At 76.2% G+C, this 23,759-nt stretch carries 18 protein-coding genes; 8 read left to right on the plus strand and 10 right to left on the minus strand.

Annotation, left to right across the window (positions count from 1 at the left end; all coding sequences use genetic code 11):
• Positions 1-11: 11 nt before the first annotated feature.
• On the minus strand, positions 12-665 hold the full coding sequence (locus ACFQBR_RS07865; RefSeq protein WP_267949918.1) for a response regulator: 654 nt from the start codon (positions 663-665) through the stop codon (positions 12-14).
• A gap of 350 nt (positions 666-1,015) precedes the next feature.
• Between ACFQBR_RS07865 and ACFQBR_RS07870 the strand changes: the two genes are divergently transcribed.
• On the plus strand, positions 1,016-1,585 hold the full coding sequence (locus ACFQBR_RS07870) for a pyridoxamine 5'-phosphate oxidase family protein (protein WP_344180536.1): 570 nt from the start codon (positions 1,016-1,018) through the stop codon (positions 1,583-1,585).
• A gap of 404 nt (positions 1,586-1,989) precedes the next feature.
• Positions 1,990-4,200, plus strand: a complete 2,211-nt coding sequence (locus ACFQBR_RS07875) for a DUF6351 family protein (protein ID WP_378552620.1) — start codon at positions 1,990-1,992, stop codon at positions 4,198-4,200.
• Positions 4,201-4,335: 135 nt separating this feature from the next.
• Here ACFQBR_RS07875 and ACFQBR_RS07880 read toward each other — a convergent pair whose 3' ends face one another.
• A complete protein-coding gene (locus ACFQBR_RS07880; RefSeq protein WP_352982638.1) occupies positions 4,336-4,986 on the minus strand; it encodes an ArsR/SmtB family transcription factor in 651 nt (216 codons plus the stop codon).
• A 73-nt stretch (positions 4,987-5,059) separates the two neighbouring features.
• Between ACFQBR_RS07880 and ACFQBR_RS07885 the strand changes: the two genes are divergently transcribed.
• Together ACFQBR_RS07885 and ACFQBR_RS07890 are read left to right on the plus strand one after the other, a co-directional pair.
• Positions 5,060-6,328 (plus strand): MFS transporter, encoded by a 1,269-nt coding sequence (locus ACFQBR_RS07885; protein ID WP_344186734.1) that lies wholly within the window; start codon positions 5,060-5,062, stop codon positions 6,326-6,328.
• A gap of 116 nt (positions 6,329-6,444) precedes the next feature.
• The gene (locus tag ACFQBR_RS07890; RefSeq protein ID WP_344186735.1) at positions 6,445-7,242 is read left to right on the plus strand and encodes a phosphotransferase; all 798 of its coding nucleotides are present in this window, start codon (positions 6,445-6,447) and stop codon (positions 7,240-7,242) included.
• A gap of 190 nt (positions 7,243-7,432) precedes the next feature.
• Here the strand turns inward: ACFQBR_RS07890 and ACFQBR_RS07895 are convergent, their stop codons facing one another.
• Complete coding sequence (locus tag ACFQBR_RS07895) at positions 7,433-8,134, minus strand: class I SAM-dependent DNA methyltransferase (RefSeq protein WP_344181411.1); 702 nt, start codon at positions 8,132-8,134, stop codon at positions 7,433-7,435.
• Between the two features lie 808 nt (positions 8,135-8,942).
• Here ACFQBR_RS07895 and erm point away from each other — a divergent pair.
• Positions 8,943-9,752, plus strand: coding sequence for an ErmE/ErmH/ErmO/ErmR family 23S rRNA (adenine(2058)-N(6))-methyltransferase (gene erm, locus ACFQBR_RS07900; protein ID WP_344181409.1), 810 nt, complete (start codon positions 8,943-8,945; stop codon positions 9,750-9,752).
• Between the two features lie 96 nt (positions 9,753-9,848).
• Here the strand turns inward: erm and ACFQBR_RS07905 are convergent, their stop codons facing one another.
• The 3 genes from ACFQBR_RS07905 to ACFQBR_RS07915 form a co-directional block, all read right to left on the minus strand.
• Positions 9,849-10,673, minus strand: a complete 825-nt coding sequence (locus tag ACFQBR_RS07905) for an alpha/beta fold hydrolase (RefSeq protein WP_344181413.1) — start codon at positions 10,671-10,673, stop codon at positions 9,849-9,851.
• A gap of 114 nt (positions 10,674-10,787) precedes the next feature.
• Positions 10,788-12,626, minus strand: coding sequence for a malto-oligosyltrehalose trehalohydrolase (gene treZ, locus ACFQBR_RS07910; protein ID WP_344181407.1), 1,839 nt, complete (start codon positions 12,624-12,626; stop codon positions 10,788-10,790).
• A gap of 217 nt (positions 12,627-12,843) precedes the next feature.
• Positions 12,844-13,731 (minus strand): putative RNA methyltransferase, encoded by an 888-nt coding sequence (locus tag ACFQBR_RS07915; protein WP_352982646.1) that lies wholly within the window; start codon positions 13,729-13,731, stop codon positions 12,844-12,846.
• Positions 13,732-14,023: 292 nt separating this feature from the next.
• Between ACFQBR_RS07915 and ACFQBR_RS07920 the strand changes: the two genes are divergently transcribed.
• Both ACFQBR_RS07920 and ACFQBR_RS33665 read left to right on the plus strand, forming a co-directional pair.
• A complete protein-coding gene (locus ACFQBR_RS07920) occupies positions 14,024-15,559 on the plus strand; it encodes a serine/threonine protein kinase (RefSeq protein ID WP_344181403.1) in 1,536 nt (511 codons plus the stop codon).
• 176 nt (positions 15,560-15,735) lie between these two features.
• Entirely contained in the window at positions 15,736-16,137 is a 402-nt protein-coding gene (locus ACFQBR_RS33665; protein ID WP_465264162.1) for an Imm32 family immunity protein, read from the plus strand.
• 259 nt (positions 16,138-16,396) lie between these two features.
• On the opposite strand, the gene treY is transcribed toward ACFQBR_RS33665, so the two are convergent.
• On the minus strand, positions 16,397-18,790 hold the full coding sequence (gene treY / locus ACFQBR_RS07930) for a malto-oligosyltrehalose synthase (protein ID WP_344181399.1): 2,394 nt from the start codon (positions 18,788-18,790) through the stop codon (positions 16,397-16,399).
• Positions 18,791-19,000: 210 nt separating this feature from the next.
• Here treY and pstS point away from each other — a divergent pair, with 210 nt between their 5' ends.
• On the plus strand, positions 19,001-20,155 hold the full coding sequence (pstS, locus tag ACFQBR_RS07935) for a phosphate ABC transporter substrate-binding protein PstS (RefSeq protein ID WP_267949904.1): 1,155 nt from the start codon (positions 19,001-19,003) through the stop codon (positions 20,153-20,155).
• Positions 20,156-20,376: 221 nt separating this feature from the next.
• On the opposite strand, the gene ACFQBR_RS07940 is transcribed toward pstS, so the two are convergent.
• From ACFQBR_RS07940 to ACFQBR_RS07950, 3 genes are all read right to left on the minus strand, one after another.
• Positions 20,377-22,029: a glycosyltransferase family 2 protein gene (locus ACFQBR_RS07940; protein WP_344181397.1), complete on the minus strand. Its 1,653-nt coding sequence runs from the start codon at positions 22,027-22,029 to the stop codon at positions 20,377-20,379.
• 186 nt (positions 22,030-22,215) lie between these two features.
• Positions 22,216-22,392 carry a hypothetical protein gene (locus ACFQBR_RS07945; RefSeq protein ID WP_344181395.1) on the minus strand — a complete coding sequence of 59 codons (177 nt, stop codon included), beginning with the start codon at positions 22,390-22,392 and terminating at the stop codon, positions 22,216-22,218.
• Positions 22,393-22,555: 163 nt separating this feature from the next.
• Positions 22,556-23,563, minus strand: coding sequence for a C40 family peptidase (locus tag ACFQBR_RS07950; RefSeq protein WP_344181393.1), 1,008 nt, complete (start codon positions 23,561-23,563; stop codon positions 22,556-22,558).
• Positions 23,564-23,759: the final 196 nt, after the last annotated feature.

Raw genomic sequence — 23,759 nt, forward strand, 5'->3', positions numbered from 1 at the left:
GCGGGGGCCTCCTATCCCTGGTCCATGGACAGCCGCACCGCGTAGGCCGCGGCCTGGGTGCGCCGGGCCATCCCGAGCTTGGCCAGGACCCTGGAGACGTAGTTCTTGACGGTCTTCTCCGCCAGGTACATCCGCGCGCCGATCTCGCGGTTGGTGAGCCCCTCGCCGATGAGCTCCAGGACGCGGCGCTCCTGCTCGGTGAGTTCGCTGAGCGGGTCCTTGCGCACCGCCTCCTCGCGCAGCCGCTTGAGCATGCGCGCGGTGGACTCGGGGTCCAGCAGGGAGCGCCCGTCGGCGACCGTGCGCACCGCTCCGACCAGGTCGGTGCCGTGGATCTGCTTGAGGATGTACCCGGACGCCCCGGCCATGACCGCGCCGTAGAGCGCCTCGTCGTCGGAGTAGGACGTCAGCATGAGCATGCGGGTGTCGGGGAGCAGGGAGCGGATCTCCCGGCACACGGTGACGCCGTCGCCGTCGGGGAGGCGCACGTCGAGCACGACCACGTCGGGGGCGAGCGCGGGGACCCGCGCCAGCGCCTGCGCCGCTGTCCCGGCCTCGCCGACCACCTCGATGCCGTCCTCCTCGTCCAGGAGTGATCCCACACCCCGCCGGACGATCTCGTGGTCGTCCACCAGGAACACCCGGATCGTTCTGTCTCCACCCATCGGGCGGGCACCTCCTCAGAGCTGGGGACGGGAGCCCGAGGCGGCCCGTCCGCCCTGTGTCGGGGTCGCCCGCCGCCGCGTGCCCATTGTCGGGCACCCGCGGCGGGGGCGCTCCGGCCGCGGGAGGGGCGGGGCGGGAGGCAGGCTCCCGTCCACCCAGCCTAGCCAGCGAAGATTCATGCCATATGAGTCGAACGTCCCGTTCTGTTTGAGCCCTGCGTCCCCCCGGGTAAGCGCACAGGAGGGGACCTCCGCCGCCCGACGAGGGGCCGGCGGTCCACGCCTTCGGGGCCGGGACCGGCGAGAATGGCGGGGAACGGAGCGAGGGCACCGACTTCGGGGAGCCTGTCATGGACGGATCACACGGCGCCGGGGCGCCGGACCAGGATCGGGGAACGGTCGCGGGAGCGGCCGCACCGCCCGCCCAGCGGGAGGCGGACGACTACGCGGGGACCGACCGGCTCGCGGAGGAGCAGGAGCTGATGGAGGGCGCCGACGTCGCCGAGGGGGACGACGGGGCGAGCTTCACGGTGCTGGAGCGGCAGACCTGCCTCAACCTGCTGGGCACCCGCGACATCGGCCGGGTGGCCTTCACCATCGACGGGGACGCCGCCCCGACGGTGCTGCCGGTGAACTACGCGCTGTTCAACGACACGGTGGTGTTCCGCACCACCCTGGCGGGAACCGTGATGCGCTACGCGCGCGGCCACGCCGCCTTCCAGGTCGACCTCTTCGACGAGGAGCGCCGTGACGGCTGGAGCGTCCTGGCGAGCGGGCGGTGCAGGTGGGTCCGCGACGCGGAGGAGCTGGCCCGCATCCCCCGGGGCCGCCTGCCCCTGCCCTGGGCGGCGGGCGAGCGCGACCAGGTCCTCAAGCTGGTCCCGGGCCGGGTGAGCGGGCGGCGGGTCCACCGGCCCTGAGCCGGCGGGCGGCGGCGCGGCCGCCTCCGGCCCGTGGCCGGGGGTCGCGGGGCCCGGCCACCGGCGCGTCACCCGGGGGTCGGCGAACGTCTCCCCAGCCTTGTCCGTACCGGGCGTTCGGTCTGTCCGGTTGCGGGTACCGAATCCGTCATGGGAGCACATCACCCCCTTCGGGCCCGGTACGCCACGGGCTCCCCCCACCGCCGTCCGGGCCCGGCCGCCCCCTGCGCGCACCCCGCCCACGGGGCGCCGGGGCCCGGCCTCCGGCGCCCCGGGCAGCTGCCCGTCCCCTCCCGCGTCCCCGGGGACGCGGCCCGCCGCGCCCGCTCCGCGGGACACGGCTCCCACCGGCCCGGCCGGTACCCTGCGGGGCGCCCGGCCCCCTGCGGTCGCCCCGGACGCACGTGAGGGCGGGACCGCGGGGCCGCACGCTCCTGGGCGCCGCGGCGGCCGCCGCGGCCGTCCTCCTCACCGTCTCCGGCGCGCCCCTGCCCTCCGCCCTGTGGGCGCGGCCCGCCGCCCCCGAGACCCCCCGCGACGCCGACGCACCGCTCTCCCTGGAGGTGCTCTCCTCCCGCCCCGACACCGTCATGGGCGACACCGCCCTGGTCAGGGTGGTTCCCTCCCCGTCCGTGCCCGCCGCCGACGTCCGCCTGGACGCGGGAGGCGCCGACGCCACCCCCTCCCTGCGCACGGTGCGCCTGGCCGACGGCACCCCCGCCCTGGAGGGCCTGGTCTCCGGGCTGCCCCGGGGGAACACCGTCCTGACCGCCTCGGCGCCCGGGGCCGGGGGAAGCGCGCAGGAGGGGACCGACCCGGTGACGGCCAGGGTCACCGTCACCGCCCACCCCCTCACGGGCCCGGTCTTCTCCGGCCCCCACCAGGAGCCCTTCGTGTGCGACACCGAGCGCTTCGAGCTGCACGGCGGCGGCACCCTCGGCCCGCCCCTGGACCCCGACTGCTCGGCCCCGACCGTGGTCCGCCACATGTACCGCACCGAGGAAGGGGCCTGGGCCCCCATGGCCGACCCCGACCGGGTGCCCGGCGACGCCGCCCGGACCACCACCTCCACCGGCCACAGGGTCCCCTACACCGTCCGGGTCGAGACCGGCACGGTGAACAGGTCGATCTACGAGACGGCGCTGCTGTACACCCCCGGCGACCCCGGGCCCGACCCGTGGCAGCCGCCGCGGGGCTGGAACCGCCGCCTGGTGTACACGTTCGGCGGCGGGTGCGCGGGCGGCTGGTACGTCCAGGGGACCAGGACCGCCGGGGTCCTGGACCACGGCATGCTCTCGCAGGGGTACGCGGTGGCCTCCGCCTCCCTCAACGTGTTCGGCAACAACTGCAACGACCTGCTGGCCGCCGAGACCGCGGCCGCCGTGGTCCAGCGCTTCTCCCTCACCCACGGCGCCCCCGACCTGACCCTGGGCCGGGGCTCCTCCGGGGGCGCCTACCAGGCGCACCAGATCGGCGACAACCAGCCGGGCCTGCTGGACGGCCTGCTGGTCTCCCACTCCTTCCCCGACGTGGCCTTCTCCGTGGTGCCGACCGCCACCGACGCCCTGCTGCTGCACGAGTACGCGCGCGAGCACCCCGGCACCCTGAGCAGGGAGGAGCAGCGCGCCGTGTCCGGGTTCGCGCGCTGGGACGCCATCGGCAAGCTCGCCGGGGAGGCCGACCGCGTCGACCCCGCGGGCGTGTGCGCGGACCGGGTGCCCGAACGGGTGCGCTGCGAGCTGTACGCGCACACCGGCAACGTCTACGGGACCGACCCCTCGACCGGTCTGCCGCGCCGCCCCCTGGACAACGTCGGCGTCCAGTACGGCCTGGGAGCCCTCCTGGACGGCACGATCGACGCCGACCAGTTCCTGCACCTGAACGAGCACGTGGGCGGCCTGGACGCCGACGGCCGGGTGGTGGAGGAACGCACCGAGGCCGACCCCGCCGCCACCGTCGCCGCCTACCGCACCGGCCGTCTCCTCAACGGGGGCGGCGGACTGGCCGACATCCCCGTCGTGGACCACCGCGCCTACGAGGACGACGTCCCGGGCGGCAGCATCCACATGCGCTTCCACTCTTTCTCGCTGCGCGAGCGCCTGCTCGCCGCCAACGGCACGGCCGACAACCACGTGATGCTCGTGGAGCGGGGCGGGCGGGGCGGGTTCTCCTCCTCCGCCCCGGTGGCCGGAAGGGCCCTGGCCGAACTCGACGCCTGGGCGAGCGGGGTGCGGGAGCTCGGCGCCGCCGACCCCGGCCGCCCCGCCATCGACCACGTGCGCGCCGCGCGCCCGGAGTGGCTCACCGACTCGTGCTGGGTGGGCGACCCCGCCCGCCGGGTGGTGGCCGAGCAGCTCCCGCTCAGCGCCGGGCAGGGGGACGCGTGCGCCGACGCCTACCCCGTGCACGCCTCGCCCCGGCTGGTCGCGGGCGCGCCCCTGGCCCTGGACGTGGTCGCGTGCCGCCTGGTCCCCTTCGACGCCGCGGAGCACCCGGCCGACCTGACCCCCGAGCAGGCCGAGCGCGCCGCGGAGGTGTTCGCCGACGGGGTGTGCGACTGGTCGGCCCCCGGACGGGGGCAGCAGGGGCTCGCGGGAACCTGGCTGCGCTTCTGAGCCGCCGCGGGGGGCGGCGGGGGCGGGCCCCGGTCCGCCGGTGCCCGTGGGCCCGTCGGCGGCCCCGGGCCCGAGGACGCGGAGCCTCCGGGTGCGGAGTCCGCACGTCCCGGCGGCGCGCCCCGGGGCGGCCCGCTAGCGGCCGGCGCCGTCCGGGCCCGGCCCGGCCTCCCCGTCGCGGGGCGCGGCCGCCCCGCCCCCGGCCGGGTCACGGTCGGCCAGGGCGTGCAGCAGGAACGCCCCGCCGTAGGCCGGCCTCCCCCGGCGCTCGTGCTCGGTGAGCACGTACTCGTCCAGGACGGCGAGGATGCGCCGACCCAGTTCGTCCCGGTCCTCGTCGGACAGGTGCAGCACGAACCGCGCGTAGTCGCGGACCGAGTCCGGCCCGGCCTCCTCCAGTTCCCGGCGCAGGGCCTCCACCGGCGCGTCGGCCGCTTCGTCGCCGGCGCCGATCAGCGGCCCGTCCAGCCACCAGGACTCCCCGGTGGCCCGGTAGGGCTTCTCCAGGGCCCCGCTCGCCCCGGTGCGCACGGGCGCGGGCACGAGCAGGCCCGAGTCCACGAGCTGGCGGACGTGGTACAGGACCGTGCCCGGGGTCGTGTCGAGCCGGTCGGCCAGTTCCCGGTTGGTGAGCTCCCGCACCGCGCACAGCCTCAGGATGCGGATCCGCAGCGGGTGGGAGAGGGCCTTGACCTCCTTGACGGTGGCCGGTCGCCTCCTGCGCGCCGGGGGCGCCTCCCCCTGCGCCCGCGTCCCGGTCCCCTCCGCGCCAGCCCGTTCTCCCATGGGGCCAGCGTAGCAACGATCGACAAAAGCCAAATCGATTGTTTTCTCTCAATCACCCTGTCAGGCTCGACCCATGACGGAGACGACCCCCCTTTCCGACCCCCCGCCCCCCACCGGACCCCGGCACCTCGGAGGCCGGTTCTGGACCGTGTGGACCTCCTCCGGACTCTCCAACCTCGCCGACGGGGTCCTCAAGGTCGCGCTGCCCCTGGTCGCCCTGCGCTTCACCGACTCCCCCCTCCTGATCGCGGGCGTGGCGTTCGCGCTGACGATCCCCTGGCTGCTCCTGTCCCTCCCGGCCGGCGCCCTCGCCGACCGGTACGACCGCCGCCGCCTCATGGTCGGCGCCAACCTCGCGCGGGGGCTGCTCCTCGCCGGCCTGGCCGCGGCGCTGGCCCTGGACCTGGGGTCGGTCTGGCTGCTCTACGCGGTGGCACTGGGCGTCGGGACCGCCGAGACCGTCCACGACACCTCGGCCCAGTCGATCCTGCCGCAGGTGGTCGGCCGCGACCGGCTCTCCCGCGCCAACGGGCGCCTGCACGCCGTCGAACTGACCGCCCACCAGTTCGCCGGACCGCCCCTGGGCGGGATCCTGGTCGCCCTGGGCCTGGCCGCCGCCTTCACCGCCCCCGCCGCCCTGTGGCTCGTCGCGGCCGGCACGCTGGTCCTGGTGCGCGGAAGCTTCCGGACCGAACGCGCCGCACCCGCCACCATGCGCACCGACATCGCCGAGGGACTGCGGTTCCTGTGGCGCCACCGGACCCTGCGCACCCTCGCCGCCATGGTGGGCCTGAGCAACTTCTCCACCAACGCCGCCTTCACCGTCATGGTCCTGTTCGCGGTGGGCCCCGCCTCCCCCATGGGCCTGTCCGAGCCCGCCTACGGGCTGCTGCTGACCGCCACCGCGGCGGGCAGCGTGCTCGGCGCCCTGACCGCCGAGCACGTCGAGCGCCTCCTGGGCCGGGCCTGGTCCCTGCGCGTGAGCGCGCTCGCCTTCGCCGTCCTGGTGGGGGTCCCGGCGCTGACCGCCGACCCGCTCGTGATCGGGGCGGGCTTCTTCGTCGGCGGGGTGGGCCTCTCGGTGTGGAACGTGGTCACCGTGTCGCTGCGCCAGCGGATCACCCCCGACCACCTGCTCGGACGGCTCAACAGCGCCTACCGGCTGCTGGCCTGGGGCACACTCCCGCTGGGCGCCGCCGCGGGCGGGCTGATCGCGCAGTTCTTCGGACTGACCGCCGTGTTCGCGGGCATGGGCGCACTGGCCCTGGTCACGTTCCTGTGGCAGTTCACGCTGAGCGAGGCGGACCTGGGCGGCGCCGGGCGCGCCACCGCCGGGGCCTGAGCCCCCCCCCCCCCCCCCGAGCGCCGGGAGAAGCGCCCCTCCCGGCGCCGCGCGGGCCGCGGTGCGGCGCGGGAAAACCACCTGCGCCCCGGAACGTCGCCGGGGATACTGCTGCGATGACCGAACCAGAACACCGGGAGCAGCACGAAGAGGTCCTGGAGGGCGGCAACGTCGCCGACGGGGTCGTACGGGTGGGGCAGACCGTGCGCAAACCGTGGACGCGGTCGTCCCCGTCGGTGGCGTCCCTGCTCCGGTACCTGCACCGGTGCTCCTTCGAGGCCTCCCCGGTCCCCTTGGGCGCGGACGCCCGCGGGCGCCAGGTGCTCGGCTACCGCCCCGGCGCGATGGCCGACACCCTGCCGCCCCTGACGGGGGCCGAACTCCGCCGGCTGGGCGGGATCGTCCGGCGCCTGCACGACCTCACCGCCGGCTTCCGGCCGGACGGGGAGCCGGAGTGGGACATCGCGACCCCGGACCCGCGCGAGGAGGTGCTCTGCCACTACGACCTCGCGCCGTGGAACCTGGTGCGCGACGGCGACGACTGGACGTTCATCGACTGGGACGGCGCGGGGCCGGGCACCCGGATGGGCGACCTGGGGTACGCGGCGCACGGGTTCGTGCCGCTGCACGCGGGCGGCGACCCCGGGTCGGACGCCCTGCGGCTGCGCGCCCTCGCCGACGGCTACGGGTGCGACGACGCCCAGCGCCGTGAGCTGCCCGACGCCGTCCTGCACCGGGTGCGCGGCATGTACGACCTGCTGGAGGAGGGCGCCCGGACCGGCGCCCAGCCCTGGGCCCGGCTGCACGCCCAGGGGCACGCCGACCACTGGGGGCCGGCCGCCGACTACGTCGAGCGCCACCGGGCGGTGTGGCTGGCGGCGCTGACCGGCCCCGGGGAGCCCGCCGCCACGTGAGCGCCTCCGGCGGGGGCCTGCGCCGGCGGGCGGCGGAGGCCCTCCGCGCGGAGCGGGCCGGCCGGCCCGCGCGGTGACCGGCCGGACCGGGCCTGCCCCGGGCGCCGCCGCGGCAGCGCCGCGACCGGTCCGGAAGGCGCCTCCCGGACCGGCTCCGGGAACCCTCCGCGGCGGTACCGGCGCGGAGGGCTCAGGCTGGCCTGGTCCACACGTAGGCCGCCGAGACCGGGTGCCCCCGGAACCTCTCCCACGTGGGCTTGGCCGCCACCCACGTGTCGTCCACCGTGCCCTCGGAGAGCTCGGCCAGGGTCCAGCCGGCGGCCGTCGCGGCGCGCACGTGGTCGCTGATCAGGTGGACGTGCGTGGTGATGGCGATGTCCTCGCCGGAGGCGTCGGTGTAGTGGGTCGGCATCCCGGAGACCATCGAGAAGTGCGGGTGGTAGGAGACCAGCACGCAGGTGCCGCCGGGGCGGGTCAGCCGGAAGGCCTCGGCGTAGAAGGGGGCCAGGTCGGGCAGGTGCTCGTCGATGAGCGAGGCGATGGCCAGGTCGTAGGAGCCCCCCGAAAGGCCGGTGTCGCGCACGTCGCCCAGGGTCAGGGTGTCGTGGGCGCCCCGCTTGCCGGCCAGTTCCAGCATCCCGGAGCTGATGTCGACGCCGTCGATCCGGGCGACCCCGCGCGCCCGCAGCCAGGAGCCGGTGCGGCCGGTCCCGCAGCCGAGGTCGGCGGCGGCGGTCACGGCCGACCAGTCGGGGACGGTGAGCCCGTCCAGCAGTCCGAGGTCCATGGCGTCCAGGACCGAGCCCTCGTAGGTGGCCGACCAGCCGTCGTAGCCGGTGGCCGGGTCCACGGTGCGGTAGTGGCGGGTGTCGAAGTCCGCGAAATCTGGCATGGGGCCGAGTATGGCGCGACCCGGGATCGGGCCGCGAACGCTTTTCCCGTCCCGTGCCCGCTGCCGGGCAGGCGCCGTTCGTACGCCCGGCGCCGCACTCCGGGCCGTGCGGCGGGAGAGGCCCGCCCGAAAGGGCCCTCCGGTGCGGGAGGGACCGTGCGGGAGGGCCGCCCCGCCGCCGGGACCCGGCGGCGGCCGAGCGGCGGTGCCGCGGCGCCGGGTCGCACGGCGGAGGGGGCCGGCTCCGGCGCGGCCGGCACCTCGTGCAGGTGCGCCGGGAGCGCGGCGAACACGTCCGCACCGGCGTTGACCAGGACGACCTGGTTCGGGGAGGGCCCCGGGCGGGAGCGGGGCCGTGGAGCGGCGCCGGGGCCGGCACGGCGGAAAACCGGTTGCGGCGCCCCGGCGCGGCCTCCTACGGTGCATGCCATGTCCTGCTGCCACGCGATCTTCGACGGGGCGCTCGCCTGGTCGGTGAACGCCCACCCGTACGCCAAGCGCCTCCGGTCGGCCCGCCTGCACCGGTAGGCCGGGCCCCGGTCGGCCCCGGTCCCCCCTGGGGGTCCGCGCCGACCGCCCCGCTTCGCGTACGCGTCCCCTTCCGCCCCGCGCTCCCCGCGGCGCCGCCCAGCGGCCCCGGTGGCCGCGCCGGGCGGTCCCTCCCGTGTGGCCCGCCGGTCCAGGCCCAGTCGCGTCCCCTTTCCCACGGACGGGCTGCCCGGACCCCTTCACCCGCACGCCGGCCGGCGTGCCCGTTCGTGCTGCCCGTCCTCGCCTGCCACCCCGCGTGGCCGGAACGGACCTTCCTGTGGCACGAACCGAACGACCCTCCCGGACGAACGCCCGCGACAACCGGCGCCGCCTGTCCCAGAACTTCCTCGCCGACCCCGGCGCCGCGCGCCACGTGGTGCGCGTGTCCGGGGTGGGGCCCCGGGACCTGGTGGTGGAGGTGGGGCCCGGCGAGGGCGCCATCACCCGCTTCCTGGCCCCGGCCGCACGCCGGGTGCTCGCCTACGAGCTCGACCCCCGCCTGGCCGAGCGCCTGGCCGCCCGCTACCGCGATCCCGAGCGGGGCGTCCGCGTCACGCGGGCCGACTTCACCCGTGTGCGCCCCCCGGGCGAGGACTTCGCCGTCGTCGGCAACATCCCCTACGCGCGCACCGCCGACATCGTGCGCTGGTGCCTGGCCGCCCCGCACCTGACCTCCGCCACCCTGGTCACCCAGCTGGAGTACGCGCGCAAGCGCACCGGCGGGTTCGGCAGGTGGAGCCTGCTGACCGTGAGCACATGGCCCGAGTGGTCGTGGGCCCTGGCCGGGCGGATCGACCGCCACCGGTTCCGCCCGGTGCCCCGGGTCGACGCCGGCCTGCTGGTGCTGCGCCGCCGCCGCACGCCCCTGGTGGATCCGGGGAGGATGGGCGGGTACCGGCGCATGGTCGAACTCGGTTTCGGCGGGGCGGGCGGCTCCCTGGGCGCGTCGCTGCGCCGCGCCCACCCGGCCCGCCGCGTGGACCGCGCCCTGGACGCGGCCGGGGTGGCCCGGGGCACCCCCGTCGGCCACGTCTCCCCCGACCAGTGGCTGGAGGTGTTCGACGTGCTGGACCCCCGGGGGCGGTGACCGGGGAGGGCCCGGGGGCGCCTTCGCCCTCCCCGGGCCCAGGCCCCGCGACGGGGGACGCGGGGCGTCCGGCCGCGGCGGTGTCCGGGCGCGTTCTCAGCGCAGGAAGTCCAGGAGCGCGGCGACGAGTTCGGCGGGCGCGTCCTCCTGGACCAGGTGCCCGGCACCCTCGAGGAAACGGAGGCGGGCGCCCGGGATCGCGGCGGCCAGCCGCTCCCCCCGTTCCGGGGGCAGCCAGGTGTCCTGCCGGCCCCACACCACCAGGGTCGGCTGGTCGAGGCGGGCGTACCCGTCCTCCACCTCGGCCGTGTGGCGCTCGTCGGCCTGGGCGATCTGGCGGTAGAACGCGGGCTGCCCCTCCTCCCCCAGCCAGGGCCGCACCAGCGCGTCCAGGGTCCCGGCACGCAGTTCGCGGTGGGCGGCCGAGGCCACGTAGGCGCGCACCAGCGCCTCGTGCAGGTGCGGCGGGAGCGCGGCGAACACGTCCGCACCGGCGTTGACCAGGCGGAAGAAGTCGCTGCCCCAGGGGCGCACGCTCACCGCGTCCACCAGGGCGAGCCGCTCGTAGGCGACCCCGTCGAGCACTGCGGCGCGCAGGGCGACCGCGCCGCCGAAGTCGTGGGCGACCACGGCGGGCCGCTCCAGCCCCCAGTGGCCGAGCAGAGCGGTGAACGCGGCCTGCTGGGCGGGCAGGGACACGTCCTGCCCCTCGTACTTGGCGGAGGCGCCGTAGCCGGGCATGTCCCACACGTGGACGGTGTACCGGTCGCCGAGGGCGCGGACCGCGTGGCGCCACACGTAGGACGAGAACGGGGTGCCGTGCAGGAGCACGAGGGGGGCGCCGTCACCGAACCTGTCCCAGTGGACCGTCCCGTTGGGCGCCTCGAACCTGCGGCCGAGCCTCCAGTCGGCTTCGGTCATCATGAACCCTTCCGTCGAACCGGCCCGGCGCCGGATACCCGGTGCCGGGAGCAGCCAGCCTAGGCAGGACCGGTGACCGGCGGCCCGGGCGGCCCGGGCGGCCCGGGCGGAGGCTCACATCCGCAGGACCGCGAAGCACTCCCCGGGCAGCGCGACGGTGGCGCCGCAGAACCGCGCGGCGCCGTTGGCCAGGACGAGTTCGCGGGGGGCGGCGTCCAGTGCCACCTCGGCGCCGCCGGGGTCCAGGTTGACCACCACCCGCAGCCCGCCCCTCACCAGGACCAGCCTGCGGCCCTCCCCCTCGGCGGTCACCGCGAAGCGGTCCAGCCGCGGGTCGGACAGCTCGGGTTCGCGGCGGCGCAGCGCGATGAGCGCCCGGTACGTCTCCAGGACGAACCGGTGGGGCCCGGCCCCGGGCTGGGACCAGTCCAGGACCGCTCCGTCGCGGGTGGCGGGGTCCATCGGGTCGGGGACCTCCTCCCCGGCCCACCCCAGGGCGGCGAACTCGCGGCGGCGGCCCGCGCGCACCCCCTCCGCCAGCGCGGGGTCCTCGAAGGAGGCGAAGAACGGCCACGGCGTGGTGGCGCCCCACTCCTCGCCCATGAAGACCATGGGGGTGAACGGCGAGCACAGCACGAGGGCGGCGCCGCACACGAGCAGGCCCGGCGAGAGGTGTTCGCCCATGCGGTCGCCGCGCGCCCGGTTGCCGATCTGGTCGTGGGTGCTGAGGTAGGCCAGGAACCGGTGCCCGGGGACGCGGGCGGTGTCCACGGGCGCCCCGTGGGTGCGCCCGCGGAAGCTCGAGTAGGTTCCGGCGTGCCAGAACACGCGGCCGAGCGTGGCGGGCAGCGCCCCGGGGCGGGCGAAGTCGCCGTAGTAGCCGTGGGTCTCCCCCGTCAGGGCCACGTGCAGCGCGTGGTGCAGGTCGTCGGACCACTGCGCGCTCATCCCCAGGCCGCCCGCCTCGCGGGGCAGGACGGTGCGGGGGTCGTTGCGGTCGGACTCGGCGATCAGCGGCAGCGGGCGTCCCAGGGCCGCGGCCAGGGCGTCGGCCTCGGCGGAGAGTTCGGCCGTCAGGGGGACGGCGCGGTCGTCGCGCAGGGCGTGGACCGCGTCCAGGCGCAGCCCGTCCAGGTGGTAGTGGCGCAGCCAGCCCAGGGCGTTGTCCAGGACGTGGCGGCGCACGGGGTCGGAGTCGGGGCCGTCCAGGTTGAGGGAGGGGCCCCAGGCGTTCTCGCCGCGGAAGTAGGGGCCGAACCGCGGCATGTGGGCGCCCGAGGGGCCCAGGTGGTTGTAGACGACGTCGAGGAGCACGGCCAGACCCCGGGCGTGGCAGGCGTCCACCAGGGCCTTGAGGGCGTCGGGGCCTCCGTAGGGGGCGTGGACCGCCGCCCACAGGACCCCGTCGTACCCCCACCCGTGGGTGCCGTCGAAGGCGTTGACGGGCATCAGCTCGACGTGGGTGACGCCCAGGTCGACCAGGTGGTCCAGCCGGTCGACGGCGGCGGTGAGGGTGCCCTCGGGGGTGAAGGTGCCCACGTGGAGCTCGTAGACGACCGCGCCGGGCAGCGCCCGGCCGGTCCAGGAGGCGTCGGTCCACCCGAAGGCCGCGTGGTCGTGCACGCGGCTGGGGCCGTGCACGCCGTGGGGCTGGTCCTGGGAGCGCGGGTCGGGCAGGGGGGTGGGGTCGTCCTCCAGGAGGTAGGCGTACTCGGTACCGGGCCCGGCCCCCTCGACCCGGGCCCGCCACCACCCGTCCGCGCCCCGTTCCATGGGGACCACGCGCGCACCGGGGGCGGGGGAGCCGCCCGGTCCCCCGGCGCCTGCCCCGGGGGCCACGCTCAGGCGGACCCTCTCCAGGCGGGGTGCCCACACGGCGAAGTCGCCGTGGACGCCCAGGCCGGTGTCCGCGGGGGGCCGGGCGGTGGTCGGGGTGGTGTCCGGTGCGCTCACGCAGGGTGTGTACCCCCCGGTCGGCCCCGTCACCCGCGGGGCCGACCGGCCGGTGGGCGGCGGGCGGCCCCGGGCGGGCCGCGCCCCGGGAGCCGCACCGCAGGCTCCCTGGCGGTGTGGGAGGCCGGGGCGGTGGACGGGTACGCGCCCGGGCGCCGGGAGGGGCGACGGCGGGGGCCTCGGGCGCCGGCCCGCGGGGCCGTGTCCGACCGGGGTCTCAGGCGCGGGGGCGGTAGGCGTGCAGCCGCACCGAGGCGGTGACGGTGAACGGCTCGGGGAGCCCGGCGACGCGGGCGCGCAGTTCCCCGGCTCCGATGTGGCGGGCGCTGGGGCCCATGCCCACGACGGTCGCCACGTCCTCGTGGGAGAGCGCCATGGCCAGGCCCAGGCCCTGTGCGCCGACCGGTGCGAAGTGTCCGTGCAGGGACTCCGCCAGGCGCTCGTCCTTGCGCGGGTCCACCTCCAGCAGCCCCAGCGGGGCGCGCAGTTCGGCCAGGTGGTCGGCGGCGGGGACGACGACGAGCAGGACGCCGTCGGGGCGCAGCACCCGGTGGAACTCCGCCGCGTTGCGCGGCGCGAACACGTTGAGCACGGCGTGCGCGGAGTCCCCGCGCAGGGGCAGGCCGCGCCAGGCGTCGGCGGTGACGGCGCCGCCGCGCCCGTGTGCGCGCGCGGCCCGGCGGGCGGCCCACTTGGACACGTCCGCGGTCAGCCCCACGGCGCCGGGCAGGGCGTCCAGGACCCGGGTCAGGTAGTGGCCGGTCCCGCCGCCGACGTCGACCACGACCGGGGCGTCGTCGCCGAGCTCGCGTCGCAGCGCGTCGGCGAGGGCGTCACCCACGAAGTCGTAGTGTCCGGCCTGCTGGAAGCGCAGGCGGTCGGCGACCATCTCCTTGCTGTCGCCGGTCCCGGGGGGCGTGGCCCCGGTGAGCAGGCTCGCGTAGCCCTCCCGGGCCACGTTGAAGCTGTGCCCTGCGGCGCAGGCGAGGCCGCGCTCGTCCGGGCGCAGGCCCTCGCCGCAGGCGGGGCAGGCCAGGAGTGCGGCGACGGTGCCGGGCATCCGCAGCCTGGGGCCGGTGTGGTGTGTGGTGTTCGCTTGCGCCATGATCGCCGCTCAGCCTATCCCCTCGCCCGGACCGGGGCGGGGCGGTGGACGGCCGGGGCGGTCCCGGCCCCTGCGGCTCCGGCCGGGGTCGGCGGGCGGGTGGGCACGGCGAACCCCGCAGCGGTCCCCTGCGCGGGGGCGGGATCCGCGGCTCCGGCCGGGGTGGGCCGCGCGATTCCGGCGCGGGGGCGGAACCACTTCCCGCCGCCGGGTATCTGAGATCGTAGTCACCGTCGACCTCGCAGCCCCCACCCCCTGAGGCGCCCTCGCCCTCCACCCGCAAGGAGCACGCGTGAAACCCCCTGTCGCGGACCGCTACCGACTCGACGAAGTGATCGCCGCGGGCGGCATGGGAACGGTCTGGCGGGGCCATGACCTGCGCCTGGACAGACCGGTCGCGGTCAAGCTGCTGCGCGACACCGCCTTCCAGGACGCCGAGGGCGCCCGGAGGCGCTTCGAGCGCGAGGCCAGGGCCGCGGCCAGGCTCAGGGGGCCCGGCTTCGCGGAGGTCTACGACCACGGCGAGACGGTCCTGGACGGCGAGAAGCTCGCCTACCTGGTGATGGAGCTGGTCGAGGGGGAGTCCCTCACGGCGCTGCTCAGACGCGAGGGCCCGCTTGTGCCCGACCGGGCCATGGAGATCACCGCCGTGGTCGCCCAGACCCTGCAGACCGTGCACGACGAGGGCATCGTCCACCGCGACATCAAGCCCGGCAACATCCTCATCAACCTGGACGGGGAGGTCAAGCTCGTCGACTTCGGTATCGCCCGGATCAACGACGCCACCTCCCTGACCTCCACCGGCATCGCCCTGGGGACCCTCTCCCACGCCTCGCCCGAACAGCTCGACATGGGCGAGCTCACCTCCCGCACCGACATCTACTCGCTCGGCACGGTCGCCTACCAGTGCCTGGCCGGGAGGCCGCCCTTCGACTCCGCCGACCGCGCCGCCGTCATCGCGGCCCACCTGAACGCCGAGCCGCCCCCACTGCCCGACCACGTCCCCGACCTGGTCGCGCACGTGGTGCTCGTCGCGCTGGAGAAGGACCCGCGCGACCGGTGGGGTTCGGCGCAGGAGTTCGCGGCGGCCTGCCGGGACGCCGCGTCCGGGGACCGGACCGTGCTGACCCGGCGCACGCGCAGCAGGAGGGCGGGCCCCCGGGGGATGTGGTCCTGGCGGGGCGGGTTCGTCGCGATGGCGGTGGCCGCCGCGCTGCTGCTGACCGCGACCCTGGTGTGGTCCCCGCTGACGGGGGCGGACGGCTCCCCCACGACCGCGGACGGGGCCGCCGCCGAGGCCCCCGCGCCGACCGGCGGCACGCCCTCCGCCGACGGCGGACCGTCCGCACCCGAACGGGACCGGGGCCCAGGCGCGACGGCCCCCGCCTCGGACTCCGACGAGGCCCCGGGCGCCTCCGAGCGGGAGGAGGACGACGAGGAGGAGGACGAGGAGGAGGACGGGGGCTCCCCGCGGGACGACGGCGCACCCTCGGGCGGGAGCGGTTCGGGGGACGGGACCGGAGGCGGCGGCGGTGGTGGCGGGTCCGGGGGCGGCGGCGGGTCGGCCCCCACCGGCGGCACCGTGCCCGACGTCGAGGGGATGACGACGCACAGTGCCAGGAGCGTCCTGCGCGAGCGGGGGTTCACCAACGTCCAGGGGCAGTGGCAGACCTGGGGCGAGGGGCAGAACTTCCTCCCCTCCGAATGCGAGGTGCTGTCCCAGACGCCGGCCTCCGGCACGGACCAGGACCTCGACGCACCGGTGCGCCTGACCTACTTCTACTCCCGCGGCCTCCCGGACTGCGGCTTCCCCGTCTTCGGCCGGTAGGCGCCCGCGCGACCGCCCGCGGTCCGGCTCCTCCCGGGGGCGCCCCCCCGGGGGGGTGTCGTCGAGCGATGAGCGGCGTCCATGACGTCCGGACCCGAGTTGGGGCAGCCCGGTCGACCAAGGCAACATCTTTGTTCGTTGAGTCCGGTGTCGTGGATCCGAAGGGGTTGTGGCGGATGAGGGTTCTGTTCTTTCCCCATGGCAGCGGGGTGGACGTCTCGGGCGACGCGACGGAGCTCGTCCTCCTGGCCCTCGCCCTCGTCGGGGGGGGAAGGGCCGCGTGGAGACCACCGCCTCGGCCGAGCCGAGCTTCGGCGGCACCGAACTGGCTTCGGTCGAGGTGGTGGGCGCCGGCGGCCCGGGGGGTCGGTGTCAGGGTCGACGTGGAGCGCCGCGTCCTACTCATCGAGGGTGACCGACCCGGCTTGACCGCACTCGCCGACGACGTCCGGTCGATGGCGGGGATGGACGACGGCGGACACCAGCACATCGAGTACTTCCCAGGTCACCACTACCTTGCCGCCGGATCACTGGCCATGGTCGTGAACAGTCCGCACGGGGGCATGCCGGCCCGGTGAACGCCCGATGGCCGCGGTCGGCGGGGGTTCGTGGAAGGTGCCGTCGCGGAGCACGGCGAAGAGGACGGCGGCTCCTCCTCCAGCGGGACACAGCAGAGCGTGGGTCGTGGTGCCCGCCCCGGCCGTCCTCCTTGTCGTGGCAGGCCGGGGAAGCAGGGTCGGCCAGAGCGGCACACGGAGAGGAGGAAGGCCCGTTCGAGCTGCTCGCCCCCGAGGGGCTGTTCACCGCCGATCGAGGAGCCTGAGCTGCGCACGGCCCTCACCGGCGGACCAGCACGGCCACCGGGTAGCGCCGGAGCAGCTCCGCGAGCGGCGCCCACGTGTGCCCGTCGGTGCGCGCGGGCGCGAGGACGCGCCCGGTGAGCCGGTCGGTCCACTCCCCCGGGCCCGCGGGCAGTGCCAGGGCGGTGTCCGCCCACCCCCCGCCCGCAGCCAGCCCCAGCGGCAGGCGGGTGGCGACCGCCACCACGTCGGGGTGGCGCGCCCCCCGCGAGGTCCGGGCGAAGGCCACGGCGTGGCCGGCGGCCCGCCCCGAGGCGGTGAGCGGCAGGTAGCCGGCGGGGCGCAGCTCCCGGCGCAGGCGCAGGCAGGTGCGGACCAGGTGGAGCTTGGCCGCGCCGGTCCCGTCCACGGGGGGAAGCCACCCCTCCTCCAGGCGGGCGAGCATGTCGGCGCGGGCCCGGTGGTCCACGGGCCTGCGGTTGTCGGGGTCGACCAGGGACAGGTCCCACAGCTCGGTGCCCTGGTAGACGTCGGGGACCCCGGGGCCCAGCAGCTGCACGGCCTTCTGGCCCAGGGAGTTGCTCCACCCCGCGCCGCGCACCGACTCCACCGCCGAGGCGACCTCCTCCCTCAGGGCGGGGTCGCCCAGGACCCGGCCGGGCCAGGAGCGCACCCGCTCCTCGAAGTCGGCGTCGCGGTCGGTCCAGGAGGTGCCCAGGCGCGCCTCGCGGGCGGCCTTGAGCAGGTACTCGGCCAGGCGGTCCTCCCCGATGGGCCAGGCCCCGACCAGGGTCTGCCAGCCCAGCAGGTTGAGCGCGGGCTCGGGCAGGGCGCACCGCCCGGTCCAGCGGCGCACCGCGCCGGCGAAGGCCTCCGGCGTCTCGGACAGCGCGGCCAGGCGGGCGCGCACGTCCTCGGAGCGCTTGGTGTCGTGCGTGGACAGGGTCGTCATGGTGGCGGGGCGGGAGGCCTCCCGCCGGGCAGCCCCGTCGTGGAACTCGCCCGGGTCCACGGCGAAGCGCGAGGGGTCGCCGCCCACCTCGTTCAGGGCCGCGAACCTGGTCCCCCGGTAGAACGCGGTGTTCTCGGTCCCCATCGCCACGACCATGCCGCTGGTCTGCTGGATGCGGCGGGCCGGCTCACCGGAGGGGTCGCCGCGCACCAGCCGGTCGATGTCCTCCAGGTCCGGGGCCAGGTCGGGGCGCCGCCCGCGGGCCCGGTCCACCGCCGCGGCCCAGTCGGCCTCCCCCTCGGGAAGGTAGGAGCGGTACACCCCGAAGGCGCACAGGAGTTCGGCGACGGCCTCCTCGCGTCGGCGGGCCGCCCCCTCGGGGTCCGGATCCGCACGGTCCCCGGCCCGGGGCGGCAGCAGGGCGGCGATGCGCCGCACCTCCGCGCGCAGCAGCACGGTGGCCGCGTGGCGGCGCGCCCCCTCGTCGAGGGCCTGCGCGTCCACCTCCACGCCCTGCTCCCGGGCCAGGGCGGTGAAGGCCGCCTCGCCGGCCGGGTCGACGAACAGCCCGCACACCTCCCGCAGGGCGTCGTAGCCGGTGGTCCCGGCCACCGGCCAGGACTGGGGCAGGCTCTCGCCGGGGGCGAGGACCTTCTCCACCACCACCCACCCGCCGAAGCGCCCGGCGAGCCTGCGCAGGTACCCGCCGGGGTCGCTGAGCCCGTCGACGTGGTCCACCCGCAGCCCGTCGAGCTGGCCCAGCTCCGCCCACCGCAGGATCTCGGCGTGGGTGGCGTCGAACACGCCCGGCTCCTCGACGCGGACGGCGGCCAGCCCGTCCACGTCGAAGAACCTGCGGTAGGTGAGTTCGGAGTCGCCGCGGCGCCAGGACACCAGCCGGTAGTGCTGGCGACCGTGGACGTCGCCGACCCGGTCGCCGGGGGCGTACGTGCCCGGGGCCAGGGGGTAGCGCTTGTCGTGGTAGGCCAGGCACCCGTCGACCACGCGGAGGTCGTCCAGGGCCGAGGCCCCGCCGTCCCCGTCGTCGGCCAGCACCGGCACCAGGACGGGTCCGGCGTCGAAGTCGACGTCGAAGCAGCGCGCGTACACCGACGCCCGCCCGTGTTCGAGCACGTCCCACCACCAGGGGTTGGCGTCGGGCCGGGCGACGGACATGTGGTTGGGCACGATGTCCACGACCACGCCAAGGCCGCGCTCGCGGGCCTTGGCGGCCAGGGCGGCGCGGGCGGCGTCGCCGCCCAGCGCGGGCGAGACCGCGGTGGGGTCGACCACGTCGTAGCCGTGGCCGGACCCGGGCGCGGCGGTCAGGACCGGCGAGAGGTAGAGCGCGCCCACCCCGAGCCGGTCCAGGTGGTCCACCAGACCCGCGGCGTCCTCCAGGGTGAACCCGGGGCTCAGCTGCAGGCGGTAGGTTGACGTCGGAGCGGCGGCCGTGGGCGTGCTGTGCGTGCTCGTCACGCACGTACCCGTGCCCGTGCCGCCCGCGTGTCATGCACGCCCGTCACCGCAGGCGGTGAGCGCCATCCCACACGGGGGCGCTTTGGGGGTGTTGGTCCACCGGTGGTTAAATTCTTCGGCGGTGGACCATCACCAGCGACGACGTGCCGGGAACCGGCCGCGGCGGTGAGACCAGGACCACCGACACCGACGAAGGGGATAGAAGCAGTCGTGCTCCCGTCCAACAAGCACACCAAGACCGGCGCCCCGCGCCACCGCGGCGCCTACCGGGGGGCGGCCTCGGCCGCGCTCGCCGGTCTGCTGCTGGCGACCACCGCATGCGGAAGCGACGACGCGGTCCAGGGAACCGCCCCTCCCGCGGTCCCCGACGACCTGGAGTGCTTCTCCGGAAGCCTGTCGGGCGCCGGGTCCAGCGCCCAGGAGAACGCGATGACGACCTGGATCGCGGGCTACCAGTCGGCGTGCGAGGACGCCCGCGTGTACTACGACTCCATCGGGTCGGGCGGGGGGCGCAACCAGTTCATCGACGGGGCCGTGGCCTTCGCCGGGACCGACGCCGCGATGGACCCCGACGAGAACGGCGACGCCATGGAGCGCTGCGGCGGGACGAACACCATCAACCTGCCCGCGTACGTGGTGGCCATCGCCGTGGTGTTCAACCTCGAGGGCGTGGACTCCCTGAACCTGCGCCCGGACACGATCGCCAAGATCTTCAACCAGGACATCACCCGCTGGGACGACCCGGAGATCGCCGAGGACAACCCCGACGCCGACCTCCCCGACCTGGAGATCACCCAGGTCAACCGCGCCGACGACTCGGGCACCACCGAGAACTTCACCAACTACCTCAGCCAGGCGGCCCCCGACGCCTGGCCGCACGAGGCGGGCGGCCAGTGGCCGATCACCCCGCGCGAGTCGGCGCAGGGCAACAGCGGCATCGCCGACACGGTCCAGCGGGCCGAGGGCTCGATCGGGTACGTGGAGATGTCGCACGTGCACGGGATGTCCACGGCGAACATCGGGGTCGGCGGGGAATTCGTGGAGATCTCCCCCGAGGCCGCCGCCCAGGTGGTCGCCGACTCCCCCCGCCGCGAGGACAACGCCAGCGAGCACGACCTGGCCCTGGACCTGGAGTACGGCACGACCGAGGCGGGCAGCTACCCGCTGGTCCTGGTCAGCTACGAGACCGTGTGCGAGGAGTACCCGGACGCGACCGAGGCGGAGAACGTCAAGTCGTTCCTGCGGTACGTGGTGAGCCCCGAGGGCCAGGAGGCGGCCTCCGCCGAGACCGGCTCCACACCGGTCAACGACACCCTGCGCGAGCAGCTCCTGGCGTCGATCGACGCCGTGGGCGCGCGGGACTGACGCCTCCGCCCGGGACGGGGCGGACCGATCGGGCGCGCCGCCCCTGCGGCGCGCCCGCTTGACGTTCGGCGTCGGGTACCTTACGTACGGACCGCGTCGCGCTCGGTCACAGGGCCGGGCGCCGTGGTGGGCGTGCGGGGCCCGCTCGTCTCCGGGCCGGTGTCTTCCCCCATCTGCCCTGACACGGCCGGACCCCGCACGCCCTCCCCCGGGACCCCGCCTCAGCCCTCCTGGGCCGGGTCCCGGCCGGCGGCGGGGCCGTGCGCCCGCTCGCGCCGCAGGCGTCTCAGCGTGCCGCGCCAGGCGGACCTCACCAGGGCGCCCACCGGCCGCCGCCCACCCCGCCGCGCGCCGGACGCCGGCGCCCCCTCCCGGGACCCCGCGTCCCCGTGGGGGCACGGGGCGGCGACCGTGTCGGGGGCGGTGCGCGGCTGCGGCGGCACCGAGCGGTACAGCGACAGGTCGGTGAGGGTCTCCTGGCCCGCGTGGATGCGGTAGCGGCCGTGCAGCTCGGCGACCACGTCCCCCAGGTCCTCCTCCTCGCCGCACACCCGCATGGCCCGGGCCAGGGCCCGCGTCCGCCACAGCCGCACACCGGCGTCGCGGGCGGGCGAGGTGGCGGAGAACAGCTCGGTGAGCCCGGCGCGGGCGCGTTCGGCGCTGGCGAGCAGCCGCGACAGTGCCACCTGCCCCAGCCCCCACGCCACCGGCACCTGGAGCAGGAAGGGCGAGGGGAAGCCGGTGCGGGGCGCGGCGGTGGCGAAGGAGATCCGGGGCTCGCGCAGGTAGTTGGCCTGGACCAGGCGCAGGTCCAGGTGGGGGCCGCCGGGGGCGCCGCCCCCCTCGCGCACGCCCTCCCAGTCGGCGACCAGGGTGATGGCCAGGTCGGTCTCGGCGCTGTCCAGGAGCCGGTCGACGCAACCGCGGACCAGGTCGTAGGGGGCGCCGGACACGTCGACGACGGCGTGCACCAAAGGGATGCGGCGCCGGTGGGCGGGGACCCGTTCGCGGTAGGCGTGGGGGTGGGGCATGAGTTCGGCGAGCACCTGGGTGCGGAAGCGCTCGGAGGGCAGCCGGGTGCGCGCGGTGCCCGCGCGGCCCACGTGCCAGGCGGTGGCGGCGTGCTCGGGCACCATGACCGCGCCCGCCTGCCAGAGGCGGTAGCCGAACTCGGTGTCCTGGCCCAGGTCGAGGTCGGGGTCCACCCCTCCGGCGGCCTCGTACAGGTTGCGCCGCACACCCGCCGCCGCGCCGACGTAGGCGTGGAAGCCGAGGTGGTCGGCGTCGCGCAGGCGGTCGCTCTGGGTGAGCAGGCACTCGACCCACTCGTGGCGGCGGCCGGTGTCCAGGCTCCGGTGCAGGGTCCCGGCCCGGACGCGGGACATGAGCTCCTCCGGGGTCCGGGGGCCGGCGTCGGCGAAGCGGACGCGGCCCAGGGTGACGGCCTCGGCGTGCGTGTGGTGCCAGCGGGCCTGGGCCTCGACGAACTCGGGGCCGGCGACCATGTCGGCGTCCATCCACACGAGGATGTCGCCGGTGCTGGCGTGGGCGCCGTAGGCGCGGGCGTACCCCGCGCCCCATCCGCCCTCGGGGGCGTTCAGGACGCGGCACCGGGCGGGGCGCAGCGGGGGCAGGCGCAGGGCGGGCGAGGAGTGGTCGTCCACGACCACGACCTCCAGCAGGTCCTCGGGGTAGGTCTGGGCCGCGAGGGAGGCCAGGGCGAGGTCGAGTCGGCGCTGGCCGCCGCGGGCCGGCATGACGACGCTGACGCTCAGGTCGGGGGTCCAGCGGCCGATCTCGGGGGGTGTCAGCGCACTCCAGTCGTTGCGGAAGACGCGGGTGAGGACCCGTTCGACCCGCCCGCGGTGGGACACCCCGTCAACATGAGACCCTACGTGCTTATTCAGTGACACAGAGTCACTATAACCCTGTTTCCCCGAACCGCTGCGGCCTTCCCCGATGTGTCACCGGATCACCCGGAGAGCACCCCGGGCACACCGCGGGGCGCGTCGCACCGGCCGGTACGACGCGCCCCGCCGGACCCCGCCCCGGGAGGCGGGCTACCGGCCCCTCCCGGCGGAATCGGCCCTGAGCATCCTCACCCCGAGGACGACCACGCCGACGGCCAGGGCGATGACCACGCCCCAGATCAGCAGGCCGACCACCACGGAGAGCAGCCAGAAGAAGGCGAGCACCACCGCCACGCCGGCGGCGACCCTGAACAGAAGTCGTCCCATGGGCCGAAGGATACGCGGGCCGCACCCGGACAAGAGCGCGGCCCCGCCCTCGCCGTGACCTCGCGCCCGAACCGGCCCGGGCGCCGGGGCCGGCGGCAGGGACGACATCCACCGGTCCACGGCGGCGCCGGGCCCCGCATCGGCCGCCCTCGCGGCCGATCCGCTAGCCGACGCGGACCGCCCCGGAGAAGACGCCGTCCCAGTACGCGGCCAGCGAGACCTCCTCCAGCGGCTTGGAGGGGTTGGAGCCGTGGATCATCATCCCGTTGCCGGAGTAGATCCCCACATGGCTGGGGGCGGACTCGCTGTAGAAGAACAGCAGGTCCCCCGGCTGGACCTCGTCGCGCGAGACGCGCGTGCCCGCGTTCACCTGGTCGTAGGTGGTACGGGGCAGGCTCACGCCCGCCTGGGCCCACGCCGCCTGGACCAGGCCCGAGCAGTCGTAGCCGTCGGGCCCGGTGCCGCCCCACACGTAGGGCTTGCCGATCTGCGCGCGGGCGAAGTCCAGTACCGCCTGGACGTCCCCGGACACCGCGCCGGCGTCCCCTCCGGTGGCGGCCGCGCCCGCGGCGCCGGCCGTCGGGTCCACCCCGCCCAGGCTCTCCAGCACCGCGGCCTGCTCCTCCAGGGCCGCCTCGCCCTCCTCCTGGGCCGACTCGGCCTCGGACAGGGCCTGCGCGGCCCCCTCCTCGGCCGCCGCGGCCTGCTCGCGCAGCTCCTCGGCGCGCTCCACCTCCACGACGTAGTCCGCCAGGACCACCTCCTGCCCCTCGGAGAGGAAGTTGAGGTCGGCCACGTTCTGCAGCGCCGCGTCGGGGGAGCTGTCGAACAGCACCGTGAAGAGGCTGTGCGTGGACTCGGTGTAGGCGACCCGGGCGATCCCGGCGACCTGGCCGGACATGGCGTCCAGGTCCTCCTGCGCCTCGGCCAGCCGGGCGTCGATGTCCTCCAGCTCGGTCCGGGCGCTGGAGTGGTCCTCCTCCGCCTGGTTGAAGGCCTCGTTCAGCACCGAGAGCTCCTCCTGGAGCTCCTCGTAGCGCTGCTGCGCCTCCTCCGCGGTGGGTTCGGCCAGTGCCGGGGCCGAGGAGAGGGCGAGCGCGCCGAGGGCGACGAAACCGACCGTCGCGCCGCGGCGCCTTCCACGCGAACCGGGTTCGGGGTTGCGAGTCAAGGGATCGACTGCCTTTCTCCCACACCCGTCTACCAGCGCAGGGCATCCCGCGGACACACCTGTGGCAGGCGTGCGGGGATGAGCGGTAGGGGGTCCCGGTACGCGGCGGGAAGGCCGCGGGAGGTGTGCCGGGCGTGCTGCGGTGGCCCCCGCCCTCGGGAAGAGAGCTGCTGACGGGCGGGGTGCGACGGAAACC

This window comes from Nocardiopsis tropica (genome assembly GCF_042660575.1).
Taxonomy (GTDB): Bacteria; Actinomycetota; Actinomycetes; order Streptosporangiales; family Streptosporangiaceae; genus Nocardiopsis; species Nocardiopsis tropica.